This is a genomic window from Roseobacter sp. YIN89 (assembly GCF_057219365.1).
Genome location: NZ_JBXVVD010000003.1, coordinates 411,440 through 429,497 on the forward strand (window position 1 = coordinate 411,440; position 18,058 = coordinate 429,497).

Consider the following 18,058-nt stretch of genomic DNA (forward strand, 5'->3'; position numbering starts at 1 on the left):
CAGTCATTCACCCGATTTTGGCGAATGTCCGGTGTTGGGTAAAGCAGTCGTTCACGCCCAGACTCCCGAATAGCTAATGTCGTATCCTAAGAACCTTCCAAGCCATGGATAAAATTTATCGCCCGATCCAAATCCAAGGTTCTGAATATTTCAACACCCTCTTCGTTCAGAAAACGGTAATTCGCTACTTTGCCATCCCGAAGAATCTCTTTCGAGAATTGCAAACCACATTCATTCAGAAAACCCATGTTGATGTCATACAGCAGGCTTCCTTTGTTATATTGAACATATTTAGGAAGGCTCCGATCAGAAGTTTGTTGGTATGCTTTGGCTACTTTAGCTGGGTCAACAAGTTCTTCAGGATCATCTGGGTTTTCCATCTCCTCCGGTAAGGGCTTCCAATGAAGAATAACTTCTGGTGAATTTCCTTTTACAGGATCGCTGGTAAAATACTGTTCACCTAGACTTGGTGACTTCAATTCAACTCCCCACGAAATCATAAAATCACCATCAAAAACGATGTCGTAGACATCAATGAAAACAGCCTCGCGCGGTTGTACGTCTTTGTACAAAACGCTGTCGGGGCTTGACGTCATTTGAATAATGTCATCATCACAGGTCGCGAAACCACCAGTAGCAGGTCGAACATAATCCAGTGTTTCTTGAAAATTATTAACGAACCAAACTTCTTCTTGATGCGACTTCTGACCTGCAAAACACGTAAGGTAGAAAACCTTTTCGGGGTTAGCCAATTCTGTGGAAAATTGCCGTTTCATTTCCATACAAATCTCCTCAGATATAAATGATGTCTCCTACTTTTGAGAAATTGGATGCAAATTAGAAAAGAACCGAAGGCATCAGACCATTTTATTCAGTGACAATAATCCTGCCTTTGTCCATGATCTTATTCAGCATCTCTGCCAACTCACGATCACCTTTTTCGCCAATCACACTATACCAACGGCTCTTCTTGTAATCTTCGTTTGAACGATCTTCTGGTTTCTGTTCAGTTTCTTTTTTCTTCTCTGTCATAGGTTCTATTTTCCTTATTCTGATTAGGGTCAGTCATCGATTATCCTGCCTGTTAACCAGTCAAGCAATTCACCAGTGGATTAGAGGCGTTCGATTAGACATCAGGCACGTTACACGAGCGACAAGTAACGACGACTGACGGAGACACACTATACAATAAAGATGATAGTCTTTCCAGGAGGCAGTGGTGAATGTAGGCAAGCGGATACTGAACAATAGGTATTCACTTTAACTCGTCATGACCCTTTCCCCTATCAATTAGCCAAACAGATTTACGCGTATCCTGTTTTTCCAGATGATCCACGTACATCCTCAGAGCAGCATGGATGTGTTGCGACCTCGGCATCGATTGTGACCTATACTCATCCAATTGACCAAGTAATTCAGCATCAACATTGAGGTGGATGGGTCTATATGTCTTTTCATATATCACTGCCATATCATGTCACCTCGATCACTAGTGGCCAGTAACGACGATCCTTGTTGATTGTCAGTGATGTCAGCAAATCGAAGACTTTTCGACGTGCTGTGTATTTAAAATAATTGGTTTTCATATGATGCTTCCTTTGGTTTGGAATATTGAAATACATACATATTTATAAAAACTGGAACTTCCCCATTCATTTTCTCACGTTCCCTTCGCACCAAAGATTCCTGAGTGCCAATAGAAATCACCACCATCACCAGTTAGCTTAGTTTATCCGCAGTGAGCAGCCCCACTTGAGTGGTCAAGATTGAAAATTTGTGCATGGTTGGCCTTTCAATGTATTTATCGAAAACGAAACAATGGGTTGCTCATATGGAAACAATCGGAACATGTCTTTAGAGTGTAGGGTTAACTTCTTCGTAACTTCTTTAAAACTGGTTGTCGTCTTTTATGAAGTTCTAGCTGTAACTGTAGATGCAAAGTCTTATCTTTGGTGTATGCTCTATTCGACACTGTAGCTAAGGTGCGATAACTGGCCTTGGCCATAAACAATGCAAGGTCTTCAGGCGGTGTAGAATATCTTCTATGTTGTTATAGATGTTTAAAGATGGATCAAAGATTTTATTTGAATGAGTCATGTTGGTCCTATTTGGTTTCTGTGAATATTTAGGTAAACCAAATGTTCCAGATAGGATGTAGATAAATCACTGCAGTATCATATTGGGTGTCAGATAGAATACTGTTGGATTTATATTAATGACTGTTAGAAATCCTATAAGAATTCCAAAAGATATTTTCCTACAATATTTCTACAGTTACAATGTAGGTCTAGAATCTAGACATACTAATGGTCAATGGTATTTAATCAGGATTTCTTTTTGTATTTCACTAATAATTTCTTAACATCTTATTAACATCATCTAGATTTATTAACATCATCTTAAGAACTTACTAGCATCTTGATTATCAAATCCTTCAAGACCCTCAACCCCTTTTTGGAACAACGCAAATGCTTTGAAAAAACTCAATAACATCTGCATAAGCTTCGCACTCAGGCTGAAATCCTGATGAAGCTTCTTTTGTTTGATTGTTTGGTTTTGACACTTTCTGCTTATGTGTCTTAGCAGGTTAGAGGGAAATTTTTGGTTCTAGAGGCTCATTGCCTCATCCGTTATTCCCTTCGAACAGTGTATTTTGCTCGTAACCTATCTAGTATCATTTCTTCTTTAGATAGTTCTTTCATTACAACATCACGACATAGGTCATATGCTTTGATAAGAGTTGCAGAGATATTACTACCATCAACACCAGCAAGACCGCGTAGGTAATATAGACGCGAACCACTTTCACTATTTGAATTGATATGTTGGTAGGTACGGATTGCTCTGCTTGCAGCTTCTTCACGTGCTTTTTTTTCTTCTGCACGTGCTTTTACTTTGGCTTCAAGCTTTCTTTGCTTTTCCACTGCTTCTAGTCTTATATACTGCTCATCTTTGTTAGGCGAACAATATTCTTTAAAGCTATCCATAGCTTTTTTGAAATCATCACCTACCACACGAATAGGCATATCCTTACGGCGTTCTGCTCTACACTTACGCGCAAAAGCAGCAGGGTTATACCATGCTTTTTTCAGTAGTTTCTTTTGAAGGTTTAAGGCGTTAACAAAAGAATTGATCTTCTTGATCATATTTTCTTCTGTCGTACCTCTATAAAATGCGCGGCTTCTATTCAGCATTTCTTTAAATGTATCAGCATCTTGTAATACAAAATCTGATGATAGAAACCTGATATACACATTTGTATTGTTCTTGAAGTAAGCAGCTAAACGGTAAATCTTCTTGTAAAGATTACCCTCAGTCCACTTTGAATTAATGAATGTGTTGAACGATGGAAATTCATTTAGCATCTTATGTTTGCCAAGTGTTTCATCAGCATCGTTCATAAGTAGTACAGTCAAAGCTGCATACTGATATGATTCATCTGAAGCTAGAACCATCACATGTGGTCTTCTGCCTTCTGCATCGTGTTCCAACGCCTTCAATCTTTTTTCTGAAGTATAATCAAACTTCACCTTTGACTTAGCTGTAAAGTCAGTGTTCTCAGTGAATTTAATGTTGTCGTATTTTCTAGCCATGTAATCCTTTATTCCTTCTCAATCTTTGCCACCGACCGACCGGATTTGAGACAGTCAAGATCGGGGGACTTTTGCTAACAATCTTATTTATAAGCAAAAGTTCCGATTTAGGTGGGAGAATCGACTTTTTTTATGCCTATTTGCAGTACAATGCTCCAAAGGTCTGCTGTTTTGCAGGAAAAAGGTCTGTTTGTCTTCATGGTGCAAATAGACACTAAATCGGACACTACTGGACACTAATTGGACACTAGATAGTGTCCAATTGGCTTTTTAAGTCACTGGTTTTATATAACAAATACCCTAAAGTTTAGCTTCTGGCTCTCCCTTTTTTGTTCGAATTTTGGGCGATGCCGCATCAACTGCCGCCGCGAGGAAAGTGGCGAACATGGGTGATCATGGGCGGACGGGGTGCGGGCAAGACCCGCGCTGGCGCTGAATGGGTGCGAGCGCAGGTCGAAGGCGCGTTGCCTTTGGATGAGGGGCGTGCGCGTCGTGTTGCGCTTGTGGGTGAAACCATCGAACAAGTTCGGGAAGTAATGATTTTTGGTGACAGCGGTATTCTCGCCTGTTCGCCGCCTGACCGCAAACCGACATGGGAAGCGGGTCGTAAACGGCTGGTTTGGCCGAATGGGGCGGTTGCGACCATTCACTCTGCCTTTGATCCAGAGGGGTTACGTGGCCCGCAGTTCGACGCGGCGTGGGTTGATGAGTTCGGATGTTCTGCTGTTGATAAAGGTACCAACCAGCCAAACAAATTTGTCGACGCGAAGTCTTCCGAGAGCAGCTTGCCGAAGTTTTCCAATGGCGCACGGGATGACCTGATACAGACGCAATATCTGCGCGCGGTGATCTCCTATTGGAATGATCCGCAGAATAATCCGGTATCAGTGGAATATGGCGGCCGAATGATCGACATGAACCGCGCTTTTGTCTGGGCGTGGGATGCGCGGCCGTATCCCTATTTCCCCAATAACCCTGCGCAATGGAGTGATGCTACAAACTATGCGCGCGGCCACTGGATCAATGGCCGCAGTTCATCGCGCGCGTTAGCTTCAGTGGTCGCGGAGATTTGCCTTGAGACGGGGCTGACCGCCTTTGATACATCTCAACTCTACGGCATCGTTCGGGGATACAGCGTGACCGAGGTTGCTGATGCCCGCGCGGCATTGCAGCCGCTGATGCTTCGATATTCATTTGATGCAGTGGAACGGGACGGGCTGTTGGTGTTTCGGATGCGAGACGGTCTCGGTGCGGTGCCGCTGACAACATCGGCGTTGGCGTTGAGCCCCGATCTCGACGGAACGGTCGAGCAGACGCGTGGTGCGCAGGCAGAGTTGGCTGGGCGGGTACGGTTGCGGTTTGTACAGGCGGATGCAGGTTTTGACGTGCTGTCCGAAGAAGCCGTTTTGCCGGATGAACGTACACACGCGGTATCAACCTCCGAGATGCCTTTGGCGCTTACGCGGTCGGAGGGTCGGCAGGTGGTAGAGCGGTGGTTGACAGAATCGCGCGTTGCGCGCGATACGATCCGCTTTGCTTTGCCGATGTCGCAACTGGGCCTCGGCGCGGGCGATATCGTATCGCTGAAAGCTGACCAGCAGGAAGGCGACAGCCTTTATCGCATCGATCGCGTCGAGCAGGGGGAGATGCAATTAGTGGAAGCCGTGCGGATTGATCCCAAAGTCTACGTGCCTTCTGACATGCCGGATGAAGTGGAAAGCTCAAAGAGCTTTGTGCCTTCGGTGCCAGTGCTGCCATTGTTTATGGACTTGCCGCTGATTACCGGCGATGAAATTCCTTACGCGCCGCATTTGGCCGCGACCGCGCAGCCGTGGCCGGGGTCTGTTGCAGTCTATCAGTCGCCGGGCGAAAGCGATTTTCGGCTGCTTGATCTGATATCAGCGCGCGCAATTATCGGGACGACTGAATCCGATTTGGAGCAAGGCCCTGTTGGGCGTTATGATCGCGGCCCGTCGGTTATCGTCAAACTGATGAGTGGGAGTCTAAGCTCGGTTGAAGAGGATGCGCTGCTGAGCGGTGCCAATTTGGCTGCCATCGGCGACGGCACCGCAGGAAACTGGGAAGTATTCCAATTTCGCCAAGCCGAATTGGTGGCCCCGGACACCTATGCCTTGCGCATGCGCCTGCGCGGACAGTTGGGGAGTGACGGATTAATGCCCGAGGTTTGGCCCGCGGGATCGTATTTCGTATTGCTGAACGGGCTGCCGGAACAGATCAGCCTGTCGCGCAACCTGCGCCGAGTTGCACAAACCTATCGGATCGGGTCCGCGAGCCGTGCGATATCGGACCCGTCTTATGTGCAGATGACAGAGGCCTTTGATGGAAATGGCCTGCGCCCTTATGCTCCGGCACATTTGAATTTAGACATGACGCCTGACGGCGCGGTGGTACTTGGTTGGATACGTCGAACGCGTGTGGATGGCGATGGCTGGGACGTTGCGGAAGTGCCTTTGGGCGAGGAACGCGAAATGTATCTGGTTCGCGTGCTTAAGGATGGGGTCATCATTCGGGAAGAGACCGTTACAGACCCGCTTTGGATTTATCCCTTGTCGGCGCAGGCGGCGGACGGTCTTACCGGGGCTTACAGCTTGGAAGTTCGCCAGATCTCGGCAGTTTATGGTCCGGGCTTGCCGGCGCGGGTGTCCACCTCGGTGTAAAAAGCATGAGGCGCCGGTCATTCCGAATAGAAATGAGCATCATCACTGTTTTGCGTTTTGTCTCGGCATCCTACATAAGTTAGGCTATAGGCCGAAAGGATGCTGAGTATGGCTGAACCAAAGACAAAAATCACCCCGGTCGATCCCGCGTGGGAGCAGATCTGTGCCGAAGCACGTCAGGCGACGCAGGATGAGCCGCTGATGGGCGGTTTCCTGCATGCTTGTATTCTGCATCACAAAAGCATCGAGAAAGCGCTGTCATATCGCATTGCGGCGAAACTTGCCTCCAACGAGATGTCGATGGTGGTGGTGCGCGAGATGGTGGAAGAGGCCTATGCCGCCGACCCCAGTCTCGTTCAGGCGGCGCGGGCTGATCTGGTCGCCATTTACGAACGCGACCCCGCATGCCACAGGCTGTTACAGCCGATCCTCTATTTCAAAGGGTTTCAGGCGACGCAAGCTTATCGGGTTGGCCATCATCTTTGGACAAAGGGGCATCGGGACCTTGCCTATTTTGTTCAGATGCGCGTGTCGGAGATTTTCGGCGTCGACATCCATCCTGCGGCGAAGATCGGCAAGGGGATTATGATTGATCATGCGCATTCGATCGTGATCGGCGAAACCGCGGTCGTGGGTGACAATGTGTCGATGCTGCACTCGGTGACGCTGGGCGGCACCGGCAAGGAAGAAGAGGACCGGCACCCGAAGATTGGAAATGGCGTGCTGATTGGCGCTGGCGCAAAGGTGTTGGGTAACATCAAGGTCGGGAATTGCAGCCGGATCGCTGCAGGCTCGGTGGTGTTGGAAGAAGTACCTCCTTGCAAGACCGTGGCGGGTATTCCTGCGCGTATCGTGGGCGAAGCCGGATGCGATCAACCGTCGGTGTCCATGAACCACATGTTCGGGCCGCGTGACTGACGAGGCAAATGTCATTCAAATGAAAAACGCCGGGGCGCCCGAAGCGCCCCGGCGTTTTACGTGATGTCCTGCGCCCATTGAGGGCGCAGGTGTGAACATAGGCTGCGGGTGTTACGCCAACATGGTCATCGGGTTTTCAAGGTTTTCCTTGATCGCGGTGAGCAATTGCGCACCAAGGGCGCCGTCAATGACGCGGTGATCGACGGACAGTGTCACGGACATGACTGTCGCCACGCCCAGTTCGCCGTCCTTACCGACAATGGGTTTTTTAACGCCGGCACCAACAGCAAGAATCGCGCCATGCGGCGGGTTGATGACCGCGTCGAAGTTGTCGATACCGAACATGCCAAGGTTTGAAATTGCAAAGCTGCCGCCCTGATATTCGTGCGGTGCCAGCTTGCGGTCGCGCGCGCGCGCGGCGAGGTCTTTCATCTCTGCGGAGAGCGCGGAAAGAGACTTCATCTCTGCGTCTTTCAGGACAGGAGTAAAGAGGCCACCATCGATGGCAACGGCGACGGCCACGTCCGATGGTTTCAGCTTGAGCATGCGATCGCCTGCCCAGACAGCATTGGCGTCCGGAACTTCCTGCAACGCAAGCGCGCAGGCCTTGATGATGAAGTCATTGACGGAAAGCTTTATGCCGCGCGCTTCCAGTTGTTTATTCAGTTGACCGCGGAAAGCGAGGAGCGCATCGAGTTCAATATCGCGCCGCAAGTAAAAGTGCGGGATGGACTGCTTTGCTTCGGTCAGGCGCGCGGCGATGGTCTTGCGCATACCGTTGAGGCTTATTTCCTCGTATTCGCGCCCATCATACATGGCCATGACGGCCTCGGCCGCGGGACCACTGGCGGGTTTGGCGACTGGGGCCTCTTGTGCTGTTGCAGCAGCGGGCGCGGCGGCTTTTGGTGCAGCCGTTGCCCCTTCGACATCCGCTTTGACGATACGCCCGTGCGGGCCGGAGCCCTTGAGCGAGGACAGATCAATCCCCTTATCCGCCGCAATTCGCCGCGCCAGCGGTGAGGCAAAGATGCGTTTGCCGTCGCCGCCGGTTGGGGCTGCGGGGGCGGGGGTCGCGTCTGTGGTGCCACGGCCGTGTCCCGCCGCCGGGGCTGTTGCCTCTGATGCGTCGGCCGGTGCGGCGTTTGATGAGGCGTCCTCTTTGGGCGTGGACGAGACGTCGCCAATGTCGTCTGCAGATTCCCCGTCTTCCAGAAGCACGGCGATGGGGGAGTTCACCTTTACCCCTTCGGTTCCTTCGGCGACGATGATCTTGCCGATCGTACCTTCGTCCACCGCTTCAAATTCCATGGTTGCCTTGTCAGTTTCGATTTCGGCCATGATGTCGCCGGAGCTGACGGTGTCACCTTCCTTGACGTGCCACTTTGCGAGCGTGCCCTCTTCCATCGTGGGGCTGAGGGCGGGCATGAGAATTTCTGTAGGCATGTCGCGCTCCTTATTTGTAAGTGACTTTTTTGACAGCTTGGATCACCTCGTCCGTGGTGACCAGTGCCAGTTTTTCCAGATTGGCCGCATAAGGCATGGGTACGTCCTTGCCAGTGCAGTTGATCACCGGTGCATCGAGATAATCGAACGCCTCCTGCATGATCACCGAAGAGATGTAATTGCCGACAGATCCTTGCGGCCAGCCTTCTTCAACTGTCACGCAACGGTTTGTCTTCATCACGGATTTCAGGATTGCGCCAGTGTCCATCGGCCGCAAGGTGCGAAGGTCGATGACCTCGGCCATGATGCCTTCTTCTGCCAGCTTGTCTGCGGCCTCAAGAGCGTAAGACATGCCGATCCCAAAGCTGACGATGGTTACATCCTCGCCTTCACGCCAGATGCGGGCCTTGCCGAAAGGTACAGTGTAGTCATCGAGTTCCGGTACATCGAATGTACGTCCGTAAAGAATCTCGTTTTCGAGGAAGATCACCGGATTGGGGTCGCGGATCGCTGTTTTCATCAGACCTTTGTAGTCAGACGCAGAGTAGGGCATGGCCACTTTCAACCCGGGCACCTGCATGTACCATGCAGCATAGTCCTGGCTGTGCTGTGCGCCCACACGGGCCGCAGCACCGTTGGGGCCGCGGAACACCATCGGCGCACCCATCTGGCCGCCGGACATGTACAACGTCTTGGCCGCCGAGTTGATGATCTGGTCGATGGCCTGCATCGCGAAGTTGAATGTCATGAATTCTACTATGGGGCGCAGACCGCCGAACGCGGCACCGACACCGATACCGGCGAAGCCGTGTTCGGTGATCGGGGTGTCGATCACGCGCTTGTCGCCGAATTCGTCGAGCATGCCCTGACTTATTTTGTAAGCCCCCTGATATTCCGCGACCTCTTCGCCCATCAGGAACACGGATTCGTCACGGCGCATCTCTTCGGCCATGCCGTCACGGAGCGCTTCGCGCACTGTTTGTTGTTTAAGTGTGGTGCCTTCGGGCCAGTCGGGGCTGGTATCTGTTTCGGGGGCGGCGGGGGGCGCGGACGCCTCGGAGCCCCCTTCGGGCGCCGCCTCGTTGTCCGCTGAGGCCGCGGGCGCGGCCTCTGGCGCGGCAACACTGGCGCTGTCGATGTCGTCAGCGCTCTCGCCATCTTCGAGCAAGATCGCGATGGCGGTGTTCACTTTGACGCCTTCAGTACCCTCGGCGATAAGAATTTTGCCGATCGTGCCTTCATCGACCGCTTCGAATTCCATTGTGGCCTTATCGGTTTCGATCTCGGCCATAATGTCACCTGACGACACGGTATCGCCTTCCTTGACCAGCCATTTTGCGAGCGTGCCTTCTTCCATGGTGGGCGAGAGGGCGGGCATGAGAATTTCGGTTGCCATCGATCAAGCCTCCTGAGGTGCTTCGTCAGTTGCGTAGATGTCGGTCCAGAGTTCTTCCAACGCGGGCTCTGGCGACGTTTTGGCGAATTCAGCGGATTCGTTAACGATATCCTTGATCTCTTTGTCGATCGCCTTCAGATCGTCTTCGGATGCGTGCTTGCCGGTCAGCAGCATCGAGCGCACCGCTTCGATCGGATCACGCTCGTCGCGCATTTTTTGTACCTCTTCGCGTGTCCGGTATTTTGCCGGATCGGACATGGAGTGGCCGCGGTAGCGGTATGTTTTGATTTCAAGGATGTAAGGACCGTTTCCTGCCCGGCATACTTCGACTGCCTTTTCGCCAGCGGCCTTAACCGCCAACACGTCCATGCCGTCGACTTCTTCGCCCTTGATCCCGTAGGCGGCGCCGCGTTCCCAGTAAGATGGAGAGTGCGTCGAGCGTTTTGTCGAGGTTCCCATAGCATACTGGTTGTTCTCAATGACGAACACCACCGGCAGGTTCCAAAGCTCTGCCATGTTGTAAGCTTCGTAAACCTGGCCCTGGTTGGCCGCACCGTCGCCAAAATAAGTGAAGGTCACATTGTCGTTGCCCTTGTACTTGTCGGAAAAGGCAAGGCCCGCACCCAGCGGCACCTGTGCCGCGACGATCCCATGGCCGCCGTAAAAGTGTTTCTCCTTGGAGAACATGTGCATCGAGCCGCCCTTGCCCTTGGAATAGCCGCCCTCACGACCGGTCAGTTCGGCCATAACGCCGTTAGGATCCATCCCGCAGGCGAGCATGTGACCATGGTCGCGGTAAGAAGTAATGCGCTTGTCGCCATCCTTAGCCGCAGCTTCCAGGCCGACCACCACGGCTTCCTGTCCGATATAGAGGTGACAGAAGCCGCCAATAAGTCCCATGCCGTAAAGCTGACCCGCTTTTTCCTCGAACCGCCGAATGAGGAGCATATCCTTGTAATAGGCTTTTAGCTCATCGGCGGAGACATTCGGCTTTTTGGCAGCTTTGCGCGTGGCCATCGATCGCACTCCTTCTGATCTGTATCCGTGGTCCCATCGTACCCGTAACGGCAGATAGTTTAGTATTAAACTATTCATTATAGGATTCGAGCCAGCAATGCACGTGACAACTTGGCGCAACGGCAACTTGCGCCACCATACGGGCAGGGAGGGTCAGCGAATGACGATTTCGTCGGCGCGGATCATGCCGAGAACGCGGCGTGCCTGCTCATCCAGCAGGTCCAGATCGAGGTAGTCATCGGACAGGCGCTGCGTCAGGTTTTCCATGCGCGCGACTTCCTGTTGCACCTGAACCAGCTGCTGCCGCAACGCGTCAGCTTCTCCGTTGATTTCCGCACGACGAAACAGGCCAAAATCACCTTGTACCGCAGCAAAGGTGAAGTAGGTGCCCAAGCCTAAAGCCAGGGTGAAAAACGTGAGAAATCCGTATGCAGGGCGTGTACTGCGTGTCATGTTTCGTGCCTCGGGTCGCCTCTTGTCGGGCGTGAGATCACTATGACACAGTGCGCAGCGCCTGTGAACAGTTTTTGCAATCAATTCTGCTATTTATCAGTGATTCTGCCGGTTTGGTTACCTTTCCAACGCGGCAACGCCCGGCAGGGTCTTTCCTTCCATCCATTCCAGAAAGGCACCGCCTGCTGTCGAGATATAGGTGAAGTCTTGCGCAGCACCCGCCTGATTGAGCGCGGCCACCGTGTCGCCGCCTCCCGCAACCGAAATCAGATCACCCGCACGGGTCAGGTCTGCCGCCGCTTTTGCAGCCGCGTTTGTTGCCTGATCAAAGGGGGGGATTTCAAACGCGCCCAGTGGGCCGTTCCAGATCAGTGTCTTCAGTTCCCCGAAAGCTTCTGTAACAGCCGAGATGCTTACCGGGCCGGCATCCAGCACCATCTGATCATCATCGAGTACCGTCTCTGCGTTCAGCGTGACGACCTCGCTTGGTGCACCGGCTTTGAACGCCCGGGCGACAAGCCCGTCCACCGGCAGCAAGATCGCACACCCTGCATCTTCGGCGCGCGCCATGATCGAGCGTGCGGTGTCCAGATAATCAGGTTCTTGCAATGAAGCGCCGAGCTTTGCCCCTTGTGCCGCAAGGAACGTGTTCGCCATCCCGCCGCCGATGACCAGCACGTTGAGCTTGGCCACAAGGTTTTCCAAGAGCGCAATCTTGGTCGATACTTTGGCGCCCCCCACCACAGCACCGACCGGGCGTTTCGGAGCGGAAAGCGCTGCTTCGAGTGCGGACAACTCGGCTTGCATCAATCGGCCGGCGCAAGAGGGCAGCAAATGTGCAACCCCGGTGGTCGACGCATGTGCGCGATGCGCAGCCGAGAAAGCGTCGTTGACGAAAACATCCCCAAGGTTTGCCAGAAATTCGGCCATCTTGGGGTCGTTGTTTTCTTCTGCTGCGGCAAATCGGGTGTTTTCCACCAGAACGATGGTGCCCGGAGCCAATTTTGCCAACGCTGCCGGATCCGGTTTTTCGACAAAGGTGACAGAGGCGCCGAGGGCTTGTTCCAGCGCGGGCACGGTGACGCGCAAGGACATTTCCGGGACGAATTTGCCCTTGGGCCGGCCAAAGTGTGCCAAAATGATCGGCGTGCCACCCTTTGAGATAATGTCCTTGATTGTCGGCACGATGCGGTCGATGCGCGTAGTGTCCGTCACCTTACCGTCTTCGACAGGTACGTTGATATCGACGCGCACCAATACGCGTTTGCCGTCCAGATCCATTTCGTCGAGTGTTTTCCAGCTCATCGTCACTGCCCCTTAACTGTGCATGCACTGTTTTGCGCTTATCCGTGCCGAGGTCAACTGATCGCCTTGGCAATCGCCTGCTCAGGCCTTAGGTATCGCGTAACCAGACAAACAGGAGAGCCCTATGGCCGAGATTAAAGACCCGGAAAACACAATCCTCATGGAACTGAAGGGTGGCACCGTCACAATTCAGTTGCTGCCTGACGTGGCGCCCAAGCATGTGGAGCGGATGAAAGAACTGGCCCGGTCCGGCCAGTACGATAATGTTGCCTTTCATCGGGTCATCGACGGGTTCATGGCGCAGACAGGCGACGTTCAACACGGTGACATGGAAGACGGATTCAATCTGCGTATGGCAGGCACCGGCGGATCGGACCTGCCGAACGTGCCTGCCGAGTTTTCCAAAATCCCGCATGCACGCGGCAGCATCGGCGCTGCGCGGTCGCAGAACCCTGATAGTGCCAACAGCCAGTTCTTTATCAATTTCAAGGACAATGACTTTCTTAACGGGCAGTACACCGTGTACGGGCAGGTCATAGAGGGCATGGAGCATGTCGACGCGATCACGCGCGGCGAGCCGCCAGCCGAACCCGACCGCATGATCTCTGTAAAGGTGGCCGCTGATGTATAAGCTGTGCATTGCTGCGCTGGTGCTGGCCGGGCCGGCCATGGCAACCGGCATCGATATTGAAGTTTCCGGCGAGGCCAATGGCACGATCAAGATCGATTTGCTGGAAGAAGTAGCTCCCCTTCACGTCGAACGCATTACAACGCTGGCAGAACAGGGCGCTTACGACGGCGTCGTGTTCCACCGTGTGATCGACGGTTTCATGGCGCAGACAGGCGACGTGGAGTTCGGCAAAACAGGACAGGACATGCGCCGCGCCGGTATGGGCGGATCTGACATGCCCGATCTCGACGAAGAGTTTTCGGATGTGCCTTATGATCGCGGTGTTGTGGGTATGGCCAGGGCGCAAGACCCCAACAGTGCCAACAGCCAGTTCTTTATCATGTTCGATCAGGGTTACTTTTTGAATGGTCAATACACTGTGGTCGGTCGGGTGACCGAAGGACTAGACGTGCTTGACGCGATCAAGCGCGGCGAAGGACAAAACGGTGCAGTGATCGGCGCGCCTGACATCATGGAAAAAGTGACTGTTACCGAGTGATCGGGGCAGAAGCTGCAACGCGTTAGAAGGCAGGCTTCGGCCTGCCTTTTTTGCGTCATGCACTTTAGGCGAGCACCCAGCGACGCGATGATCGCGGAAAGACGCAGCGCGTATTGTCGTGTCTGCTTCGTGCTCTAGGTTACTTTGCATGAAAGTGATGCTATTGGCACTTCTGATGACGCTTCACGCCGCTGTCGCCCTGGCGCAGACGACGCGCGAGGCCGGGCTTGAACTCGTATTGCTCGCGGATGCTTCGGGGTCCATCGACCCGGATGAGCTTGCCTTTCAGCGTCAGGGTTACGCACTGGCCATCACCAACCCCGAGGTGATCAAGGCTATTCAGAATTCACTCTATGGCAATGTTGCCGTCACTTACGTCGAATGGGCCACCAATACCGCCGTTGTGGTGGATTGGATGATCGTTGACGGGCCTGAAACCGCAAAGGCTTTTGCGGACGCTTTGGCGGGGCCGCCGCGACAGGCATATGGCAGCAACGCCATTGGCAACGCGCTTTTGGACGGAAAGCGTCTGATAGAGGAAAATGACATCTACGCTCCGCGTGCCGTCATCGACTTTTCCGGCGACAGCATTCGCAACTCGTCCGGCCCATCCATTGCCGAAGCGCGAGAGGCGGTGCTGGCGGCAGGTATTGTGATAAACGCCTTGCCGATCCTGCGCCCGGACGATGGCCGGCGGGCAGGTGCCAATTTGGAAGCAGAGTACGCCGAGCGTATTATAGGCGGGCCGGGGTCTTTCATGGTGACAGCGGAAGACAGGGCAAGTTTCGCAGCAACCGTGCGCAGAAAACTGGTGTTGGAGATTTCCGGAACAACACCGCAAGAGCGTCGCTACGCGCGTACCTACGCTCAGGACAGGTAAAGTCGTCGCGCATCCATGGGCGCTGCATGTAGATTTACACGATCTGGAAGTAAAGCTTCAAACAAAGCGAAAAGAAAGCGGCGGGGAACAAGACGCGGCTGGCCAGATCAATCTTGGTTGCCAGACCGACATGTTTCTTCGACGCCAGATAACCCGTAATAAGCGACTGCAAGAGCGCCAAAAACACAAAGATCGTTGCCCCGGCGACATAGCGATCCAATAGCGTGAAATACCCAAGCCGCGGCAACATGTTGGTCGTTGCAAAGATGAACGCGACCATCGTGAGAACGGAACTGGCGGACAAGCCCAGCTGTGTGCCGAAGTCCTTTGGATTGATGTAGAAAACACACCAGGACATCACCACAATCAATCCAATCGGAATGAGGATTTTCCAGACGTAGTAGCTTTCCTGTCGCTCGGCCAGAATAGTGAACGACAGAACCGAACGGTCTTGTTTCATGCTCTCAAAGCGTTCGGGCCTGACTTCGGTTTCTACGTCGGTCACAGACCAGTCCGAAATGTTCAGCGGGCGATCAATTCCGGAAAAGTTCGGGTCTTGTACCAGTTGAACTTTTGCCATGGTCCACTCCATAGGAAATATCCTGAGCGTGATGGCCTGAGGGTCGAACGGAAAATTCTGAAGTGTTTGGTATCCCGAAAATGTGCCGGAAATTCGCTGCATATAAAGCACCTGACCGCCTTCCTCGACGCTGACGGTTGTGGGCCAACGCGAAAAAATGCGGCCCGAGTTCTTCATCGCCAGTCTAGGAAACCAGATGTCGTGTACGGATATCTTGCATCCGGCCAGATCTGCCAGACGCGGGTCGGTCCATTTCATACGGTAGGCGACATCGACTGTGATCGTTTGATTAACGTCGCTAATCTCAAGCAGATCGGCCAGCATTGCGCCAATCATGATTTTGGTAGGTGGGCCGTCGTGATCCGGTCGCACATCTTTACGATAATTAGGTGGCGCGCAAACCTCGGCCTCGCCATTCGTCTGAGCGTAAGGTGAAGCAGGAAACAGAAAGCCGATTACGGCCAAGCAAACCATCCACCTGGCACAATTAAGCAAGCGGCGCATATATCCCCCATCACACGCTGGTCGTCAGTTCAAGATCGAAGATAAACGCGATTTGACTTTCAATGCATTACATTTTTTCGCCTGCTTCGAGATCAGTTAATTGTTTCTCAAACAAAAAACGCGGCCAGAGCGGCCGCGTTTCTGTTTCTCGATCGAGATTTGTGTCTTAAGACGCCGGATTTGGCTTTGCCGCAGGCGCTGATTTTGCGCCGGGGTTCAGCGGATCGTCCTGACGCTGAACAGAGCCTTCGAAATGCGCGCCGCTTTCAATTGCAATGGTCTTGTGGATAATGTCACCCTCGACACGCGCGGTGGAGGTCAAGCGTACCTTCAGACCGCGTACACGGCCTACGATGCGCCCGTTGATAACAACATCATCCGCAACCACTTCGCCCTTGATTGTCGCGCTCTCGCCGATGGTCAACAGATGCGCGCGAATGTCACCTTCTACGGTGCCTTCAACCTGGATGTCGCCAGTGGTCTTCATGTTGCCGGTGACGTGAAGATCGGACGACAGAACCGAAGCCGGTGGCTTTGGCTTTGGCGCAGAGGCCTTGAAGTCGCTCGATTTCGGCGCCGCAGCAGGTGCAGAAGTTGCTGCAGCCGGTGTGTCTGTATCGGCCTGTTTCTGGCCTGGTTCGTTGATTTTGCTCTTAGAAAACATCTCTTGCAGCCTTGATATAGATCATGGGGTTCACAGCCTTATCGCCGACGCGGATCTCATAGTGCAGATGCACGCCGGTCGAGCGTCCGGATGATCCCATATCACCAATGTGATCGCCGCGCGAGACTTTTTGGCCTACTTTCACGCGAATTCTTGAAAGATGCGCATATCGGGTTTCGATACCGAAGGCATGCTTGATCTTGATGAACCGCCCGTAGCCTGATTGCCATCCCGCAAAGGTAACCACGCCGTCTGCTGTGGCGAAAAGATCAGTGCCCAGAGGGGCGGCAAAATCCGTGCCGTGGTGCATCCGCCGCCCACCGGTTTTCGGATCACGGCGCAAGCCGTAGCCGCTTGTAAACCGGAAACTGCTCTTGACCGGCATCGAAAACGGGGCCTGTTCGGCTGCGATGCGATACAGGTTCAGCGTGTCCATCTGCTCAAGCAGGCGGTTCGCACGTTCCATGTCCTTGCTTGCCTGACCACCACTTGTAGAGAACGAAAGGGGGGTCAGTGGCCCGCCCTGACCGGAGTATCCGCGTCGGACTTGACTGAGTATGCGTTCGGTCGGCAGACCGGCAGCGCGGAACATCTTGTCAAGCGGTTCGACCGAAACCGTCATCGCTTCTTCCAACTGGCGGAAAATCTGGTCGTTGTTCTCTTTCAGCAGTTCAATTTCAAGCGCAAGCTTGTCAGCCTCGACCAACGCGTGCTGGGCATCGGCAACCACACGGTCGCGTTCGGCGGCTGTTCGCGCCAAGGCATCTGCCAGGAAATCGACCGGGGCGCCGCTGTCTTTCGCAGCGAGGGTTGAGTTCGCGTTTGGGTTGGCATCGTTGTCTTGCAAAAGTGCAATTTTTTCGCGTGCCTCTTCGCGTTCGCGCATTGTTTGGCGCAACGCGGTCTGGATCACGTCGATCCCGGTCTCCAACTCGTGCCGCCGCGTCTCGGACTCCAGAAGTTCCGACTGCATTGCGGAAATCTGATCGAGTGCTGCATTAAATCGTTCTTGCGCGGCCAATGCTTCGGCAGCGCGGCTATCGCGCTGCTGCGCCAGATCATTCAGCCGTGCCTGATAAGTTGTCTGGTCACGTTTTGCCTGCTCTCGGTAATTGCCCGCGCCAATGCTGTTCATCAACAGGAGCGACGTGGCAATAATTGCCCACGCGATCACCAGAGAGCCGCCGACAAACGCCAACGCCTGGGTCTCGGACCGAAGCCGAATGAATCGTGTATCTGTGTCTGATTTCAAGAATACGCGGCGTTCGGGAAAGCAGCTCTCCAAAAATCCGTGTACTTTGATTGCCAAACGCGTTCGCACGTTTTCCCGTTTCCCTCGTGTGTGTTACCCGCGCTTTGCCTGTCGTGGCTGCGCGACTGCACACGTCAGTAAACACTGGCTTTGGGTGGAGCAACCCTGTTTCCGGAGGTGCCTACTACTTGAGGTAGAAATGTTGT

16 protein-coding genes are annotated in these 18,058 nt (G+C 53.2%); 5 read left to right on the forward strand and 11 right to left on the reverse strand.

Going from position 1 to position 18,058, the window contains the following annotated elements; translation table 11 throughout:
• Positions 1-86: 86 nt before the first annotated feature.
• The 3 genes from AC2D8V_RS14365 to AC2D8V_RS14375 all read right to left on the reverse strand — a co-directional run bounded on the left by AC2D8V_RS14365 (position 87) and on the right by AC2D8V_RS14375 (position 3,593).
• On the reverse strand, positions 87-782 hold the full coding sequence (locus AC2D8V_RS14365; RefSeq protein ID WP_484734264.1) for a hypothetical protein: 696 nt from the start codon (positions 780-782) through the stop codon (positions 87-89).
• 85 nt (positions 783-867) lie between these two features.
• Entirely contained in the window at positions 868-1,032 is a 165-nt protein-coding gene (locus tag AC2D8V_RS14370) for a hypothetical protein (RefSeq protein WP_484734265.1), read from the reverse strand.
• A gap of 1,598 nt (positions 1,033-2,630) precedes the next feature.
• Complete coding sequence (locus AC2D8V_RS14375) at positions 2,631-3,593, reverse strand: hypothetical protein (protein WP_484734266.1); 963 nt, start codon at positions 3,591-3,593, stop codon at positions 2,631-2,633.
• Positions 3,594-3,988: 395 nt separating this feature from the next.
• Here AC2D8V_RS14375 and AC2D8V_RS14380 point away from each other — a divergent pair, with 395 nt between their 5' ends.
• The gene (locus AC2D8V_RS14380) at positions 3,989-6,271 is read left to right on the forward strand and encodes a phage tail protein (RefSeq protein WP_484734561.1); all 2,283 of its coding nucleotides are present in this window, start codon (positions 3,989-3,991) and stop codon (positions 6,269-6,271) included.
• Between the two features lie 108 nt (positions 6,272-6,379).
• The gene (gene cysE, locus AC2D8V_RS14385; RefSeq protein ID WP_484734267.1) at positions 6,380-7,189 is read left to right on the forward strand and encodes a serine O-acetyltransferase; all 810 of its coding nucleotides are present in this window, start codon (positions 6,380-6,382) and stop codon (positions 7,187-7,189) included.
• Positions 7,190-7,300: 111 nt separating this feature from the next.
• On the opposite strand, the gene AC2D8V_RS14390 is transcribed toward cysE, so the two are convergent.
• The 5 genes from AC2D8V_RS14390 to AC2D8V_RS14410 form a co-directional block, all read right to left on the reverse strand.
• Positions 7,301-8,632, reverse strand: a complete 1,332-nt coding sequence (locus AC2D8V_RS14390; protein WP_484734268.1) for a pyruvate dehydrogenase complex dihydrolipoamide acetyltransferase — start codon at positions 8,630-8,632, stop codon at positions 7,301-7,303.
• Between the two features lie 10 nt (positions 8,633-8,642).
• Positions 8,643-10,028 (reverse strand): pyruvate dehydrogenase complex E1 component subunit beta, encoded by a 1,386-nt coding sequence (locus AC2D8V_RS14395; protein ID WP_484734269.1) that lies wholly within the window; start codon positions 10,026-10,028, stop codon positions 8,643-8,645.
• A gap of 3 nt (positions 10,029-10,031) precedes the next feature.
• Positions 10,032-11,045, reverse strand: coding sequence for a pyruvate dehydrogenase (acetyl-transferring) E1 component subunit alpha (pdhA, locus tag AC2D8V_RS14400; RefSeq protein ID WP_484734270.1), 1,014 nt, complete (start codon positions 11,043-11,045; stop codon positions 10,032-10,034).
• 153 nt (positions 11,046-11,198) lie between these two features.
• The gene (locus tag AC2D8V_RS14405) at positions 11,199-11,498 is read right to left on the reverse strand and encodes a septum formation initiator family protein (RefSeq protein ID WP_484734271.1); all 300 of its coding nucleotides are present in this window, start codon (positions 11,496-11,498) and stop codon (positions 11,199-11,201) included.
• 117 nt (positions 11,499-11,615) lie between these two features.
• Positions 11,616-12,803 (reverse strand): phosphoglycerate kinase, encoded by a 1,188-nt coding sequence (locus tag AC2D8V_RS14410; RefSeq protein ID WP_484734272.1) that lies wholly within the window; start codon positions 12,801-12,803, stop codon positions 11,616-11,618.
• A gap of 124 nt (positions 12,804-12,927) precedes the next feature.
• On the opposite strand from AC2D8V_RS14410, the gene AC2D8V_RS14415 reads away from it, so the two are divergent.
• The 3 genes from AC2D8V_RS14415 to AC2D8V_RS14425 all read left to right on the forward strand — a co-directional run bounded on the left by AC2D8V_RS14415 (position 12,928) and on the right by AC2D8V_RS14425 (position 14,852).
• Complete coding sequence (locus tag AC2D8V_RS14415; RefSeq protein ID WP_484734273.1) at positions 12,928-13,434, forward strand: peptidylprolyl isomerase; 507 nt, start codon at positions 12,928-12,930, stop codon at positions 13,432-13,434.
• On the forward strand, positions 13,427-13,972 hold the full coding sequence (locus AC2D8V_RS14420; protein ID WP_484734274.1) for a peptidylprolyl isomerase: 546 nt from the start codon (positions 13,427-13,429) through the stop codon (positions 13,970-13,972). Before AC2D8V_RS14415 ends, AC2D8V_RS14420 begins: the two co-directional genes overlap by 8 nt.
• Positions 13,973-14,120: 148 nt before the next feature.
• Positions 14,121-14,852, forward strand: a complete 732-nt coding sequence (locus tag AC2D8V_RS14425; protein WP_484734275.1) for a DUF1194 domain-containing protein — start codon at positions 14,121-14,123, stop codon at positions 14,850-14,852.
• 34 nt (positions 14,853-14,886) lie between these two features.
• Here AC2D8V_RS14425 and AC2D8V_RS14430 read toward each other — a convergent pair whose 3' ends face one another.
• From AC2D8V_RS14430 to AC2D8V_RS14440, 3 genes are all read right to left on the reverse strand, one after another.
• Positions 14,887-15,906, reverse strand: coding sequence for a hypothetical protein (locus AC2D8V_RS14430; RefSeq protein WP_484734276.1), 1,020 nt, complete (start codon positions 15,904-15,906; stop codon positions 14,887-14,889).
• A gap of 196 nt (positions 15,907-16,102) precedes the next feature.
• Complete coding sequence (locus tag AC2D8V_RS14435; protein ID WP_484734277.1) at positions 16,103-16,600, reverse strand: bactofilin family protein; 498 nt, start codon at positions 16,598-16,600, stop codon at positions 16,103-16,105.
• A complete protein-coding gene (locus tag AC2D8V_RS14440) occupies positions 16,590-17,921 on the reverse strand; it encodes a DUF5930 domain-containing protein (RefSeq protein WP_484734278.1) in 1,332 nt (443 codons plus the stop codon). Before AC2D8V_RS14440 ends, AC2D8V_RS14435 begins: the two co-directional genes overlap by 11 nt.
• Positions 17,922-18,058: the final 137 nt, after the last annotated feature.